This window comes from Ensifer sp. SSB1 (assembly GCF_016652895.1).
GTDB lineage: Bacteria > Pseudomonadota > Alphaproteobacteria > Rhizobiales > Rhizobiaceae > Ensifer.
In genome coordinates this window covers 10,166-14,113 of sequence record NZ_JAEPRP010000186.1, presented here as the reverse complement: position 1 = coordinate 14,113, position 3,948 = coordinate 10,166, and the positions used below count along the sequence as shown (strand labels likewise).

Genomic DNA, 3,948 nt, shown 5'->3' with positions numbered 1-3,948 from the left:
CAATCGTGCCAATGTTAACGTGCGGCTTGTTGCGCTCAAATTTGCTCTTTGCCATGGGTACGTTTCCTGTGGTCAAGTATGAATGATCAGCCGGCAGGGCCGGTTTGTGGAGCCGTTTAAGGGTTTCAGGGGATTTGCGCAAGACTTAATTGCGTACGCCCGGACCGGTCGCAGACGGCCTTTTCCTGTCGATATGTAGGAATGCTGAAGCGCTGCCACAAGAGACGGCATCCGCGAATCGCGAATCACCGGGGGCGCAAGACAAACAACGGTTTGCGGCGAAACGTTGAAGCGATGGGTCAATGTGAGAAAGATAGCTTGTCGCTGCTGGAGCGGGTAGCGGGAATCGAACCCGCGTATTCAGCTTGGAAGGCTGCTGCTCTACCATTGAGCTATACCCGCGGGCCTTCGATCCAGAAGCAGAATGGTGGAGGGAGTTGGATTTGAACCAACGTAGGCTGAGCCAACGGATTTACAGTCCGTCCCCTTTAACCACTCGGGCATCCCTCCATTATTCTGTCGGGATCTTTCGACCAAGCATTTGAGATCGTGAGACAACCAGCGACTTGTCGTTGCCGCTCTCGATCTGTGGCCGGGTATATGACTGCCTCGTTTCGTCCTGTCAACACAGGTCGATGGAAAATTTCTGAATTTCTCCACAGCCGCAAAAAACGACCCCACGCTGAAAACCATTTCGCCCCGCGTGCAACCTCTCTATAAGACGCCAATGAGCAAAGATCGCACCGGCGACAAGAGCGCCAAAGACACCCATTACGCCAACCTGAGGCGCGCTCACCGCGACGCCAAGCGGGAACGTGGCGAAATCCCAACACCGAAACTGGAGAAGCGCCGCAAGGCGCCAGCCGACTGGAAGGCGCCACAGCTCGCGCCGGAGCAGGTTCTGCTTTACGGCCTGCACACGGTCCGCGCCGCGCTGGACAATCCGGCGCGCCAGATCGTTCACCTCAGCGTGACCCCAAACGCGGCCGCAAGGCTAGAGATCGGCGAACTCTCGGCCCTTCCCTTCCCGGTCGATACCGTGACGCCGCAGGAGCTCGACAAGATCCTCGGTCCCGATGCGATCCACCAGGGCGTCATGCTCGAGACACGTCCCCTGCCACATCGCAGGCTCGAAGCGCTTCGTGATTGCCCGCTGATTCTGGTGCTCGACCAGGTGACCGATCCGCACAATGTCGGCGCTATCATGCGCTCGGCCGTCGCCTTCGACGCCGGCGCGTTGATCACCACCATGCGCCACAGCCCGACCGAATCGGGCGTGCTCGCCAAGTCCGCCTCCGGTGCGCTGGAAATGATCCCCTATATCCAGATCACCAATCTTGCCGACGCCATCGAAGAACTGCACCGGCTGGGCTTCCAGACGATCGGCCTTGATTCGGAGGGACCGCAGCCGCTGGAGGGGACGTTCAGCGGCGAGAAGATCGCGCTGGTCCTCGGTTCCGAGGGCAAGGGGCTCAGGCAAAAGACCCGTTCGATCGTGACGGACCTTGCCCGCCTCGACATGCCGGGTGCGATCAAATCGCTGAACGTGTCGAACGCGGCGGCGATCGCCATGTACGCGGCGCGCCAGTTCCTGAACCGCTAAGATCTCCAGACGCGTCCGCCCGTCCTTGTGCCCACGGCGGGCGGACGCGTTTCCTACGGGGTCGAAACTGGCATCGAAGGCCAGCACATTGACGCGAAATTGAGCCTGTGGAAATCTCCGCTTCGTTGGGATCGGAGGGCCTCTATGGTCGCGGCTGCGTCACGCATTCCTATGTTTCGGCTGCTGGTTTTGGGGGCGCTCTGTCTGGGGGCAACCACCGCCTTTGCCGCCGGCGACATCGACCCCGCCATCATAGCGGCGCAGACAGGCGACTACCTCGTCGCCCCGCTCGACGGTGCCGAAGGATGCGGGCTGACGCTCACCGCCGATGAGGCGATTGGCGGCTACGCCGTCGCCGGAGCCGAGGGCTGCGCCAACAACCTGCCGCCCCTTGCTGACGTCGTCGCCTGGAACTTCGATGGGAGCGGAGGTCTGTTGCTGATCGACGTCCTACGGAAAGTCCGTGCCCGGTTTGAAGAGAGCGAGGGATCGCCGCTCCAGACGAACGGCGAGAACGGGCCTCCGTTGGCACTCATACCCGCGATGGACGGCATCTCGCATCTGCCGGCTCCGACAAACATGAAAGGCGCGTGGCAGATGAAACGATCGGATGGAACCGTCATCTGCCGTGTTAACTTCAAAGAGGCTGCTGACAACGACGGCAATCTCGCCTTGTCTGTCGAAGAACCTTGCCATGGCGCTGTCAAAAAACTGAAGCTGAAATATTGGACTGCAGTCGGCCTGGGCATAACGCTGCTCGGCGAGGATGGCAGCTCGCTCGCTTTCACCTCCACGGCTTCCGGTTTCGAAAAGGACCGGAACGAGGGCGGCAAGCCGCTGCTCCTCATCAGAAACTGACCGATTGCAGCTGATGGCCCAGGGGTACACTCATCCCGGCAGCCGTCGGGCAACCGTCGCGCAATTTCTTCCAGGTGGTGACGTTGAGGTTCATTTCGCAACGCGCAAGATAGGTGCCGCCGTCGACGCGCAGGCAGGCGACCTGCCCCAGCTCATATTTCGAACCGTCGCGGTTGCGGCAGGTGCAGCCGTGATCCGGCGGCGCCGCGAGCGCGGCTTCGGCGGCGACCACAAAGGCCATCGCAGCGGTCATGCCCAAGAGGATCGTGCGCCCGCTCTTCATGAACGCATTATAAAGCAGATCGTCACAATCGAAAACGGACAATGCCGGCTGCGTTTGCAACCGGCACCGTCCGCACGCAGGGCCTCGGCCCCTCCACCGGATCACCTCGGTGACCCGCTGAACCTATATATTAGCTCGCAAGGCGAAGGACGTTGCCTTCGGCAATCGTCTTTTCAGCTTCGGCGATCGCGAACTGCTTGGAGTCGGCGCTGAGGTTGAGGCCCTCGGCGCGGACGAATTCGACATCGGTGACGCCGAGGAAGCCGAAGACCGTCTTCAGGTACGATTCCTGATGGTCCATGACGGCAGCAGGACCGGCCGAGTAGTGGCCGCCGCGGGTCGAGGCGACGATGATCTTCTTGCCCTTTGCCAGGCCTTCCGGACCATTCTCGGTGTAGCGGAAAGTCTTGCCGGACACGGCGATGCGGTCGATCCAGGCCTTCAGCTGGCTCGGAATGCCGAAGTTGTACATCGGCGCACCGATGATGATCGTGTCGGCTGCGAGGAATTCTTCGAGCATGTCGCGGCCAAGCTTGACGTCGGCGGCAAGGTCGGCGTCCACGCCTGCAAGATCGGCGGGGGCCATGATCTGGGCACCGGTCAGATGCGGAAGCGAGCTGTCGGCGAGGTCACGATAGGTCACCGTGGCATCCGTGCGATCAGCCTTGACCTGCGCGGCAAGTGCCGCCGTCAGGCGACGGGAAACCGAGTGATCACCGAGGATACCGGAGTCGATGTGAAGAACGTTCATGGGAACACCTTTGTGTGTGCGTTGCGGTGATCCACATATGAGGGGAAAACAATGACCCGATAAGCCAGCGGATATTTGACATACTGTTTCCAGACGGAAACAATCATGACCAACATCCGCACTTCGGAGACAGGACAATGCAGGATCTAAACGACCTCGGGCTTTTTGCCGCCGTCGTGCGAAACAACGGCTTCAGCGCTGCCGCACGGGACCTCAATATACCCAAATCCAAACTCAGCAAACATGTTGCTCGTCTTGAGGAGCAACTCGGCGTGCGGTTGCTCGAACGATCGACCCGCAAGCTGCGCGTCACCGACATTGGCCGCGTGTTCTACGAACACTGCCAGGGACTGCTCGACGGTGTCGCCGCAGCAGAAGCCGAGATCGCCGCCGTGCGGGCAGAACCCTCGGGCACGGTGAGGCTCGCCTGCCCGCTCGGGTTCACCCCGATGC

Annotated in this window: 5 protein-coding genes and 2 tRNA genes; 3 read left to right on the top strand and 4 right to left on the bottom strand. The window is 60.8% G+C overall.

What is annotated here, in order from left to right; genetic code table 11:
- Nucleotides 1-328: 328 nt before the first annotated feature.
- Nucleotides 329-402 (bottom strand) — tRNA-Gly (locus I8N66_RS31245).
- Between the two features lie 23 nt (nt 403-425).
- Nucleotides 426-510, bottom strand: a tRNA-Tyr gene (locus tag I8N66_RS31240).
- 217 nt (nt 511-727) lie between these two features.
- Here I8N66_RS31240 and I8N66_RS31235 point away from each other — a divergent pair.
- The gene (locus I8N66_RS31235) at nt 728-1,603 is read left to right on the top strand and encodes an RNA methyltransferase (protein ID WP_113537819.1); all 876 of its coding nucleotides are present in this window, start codon (nt 728-730) and stop codon (nt 1,601-1,603) included.
- A 144-nt stretch (nt 1,604-1,747) separates the two neighbouring features.
- The gene (locus I8N66_RS31230; protein ID WP_291162439.1) at nt 1,748-2,461 is read left to right on the top strand and encodes an AprI/Inh family metalloprotease inhibitor; all 714 of its coding nucleotides are present in this window, start codon (nt 1,748-1,750) and stop codon (nt 2,459-2,461) included.
- On the opposite strand, the gene I8N66_RS31225 is transcribed toward I8N66_RS31230, so the two are convergent.
- Complete coding sequence (locus I8N66_RS31225; protein WP_291162444.1) at nt 2,451-2,702, bottom strand: hypothetical protein; 252 nt, start codon at nt 2,700-2,702, stop codon at nt 2,451-2,453. The two genes, I8N66_RS31230 and I8N66_RS31225, sit on opposite strands and share 11 nt — an antisense overlap.
- A 172-nt stretch (nt 2,703-2,874) precedes the next feature.
- On the bottom strand, nt 2,875-3,495 hold the full coding sequence (locus I8N66_RS31220; RefSeq protein ID WP_113537817.1) for an FMN-dependent NADH-azoreductase: 621 nt from the start codon (nt 3,493-3,495) through the stop codon (nt 2,875-2,877).
- A gap of 137 nt (nt 3,496-3,632) precedes the next feature.
- Between I8N66_RS31220 and I8N66_RS31215 the strand changes: the two genes are divergently transcribed.
- Nucleotides 3,633-3,948, top strand: a 316-nt coding sequence (locus I8N66_RS31215) for a LysR family transcriptional regulator (protein WP_291162435.1), incomplete at its 3' end; no start/stop codon positions are given.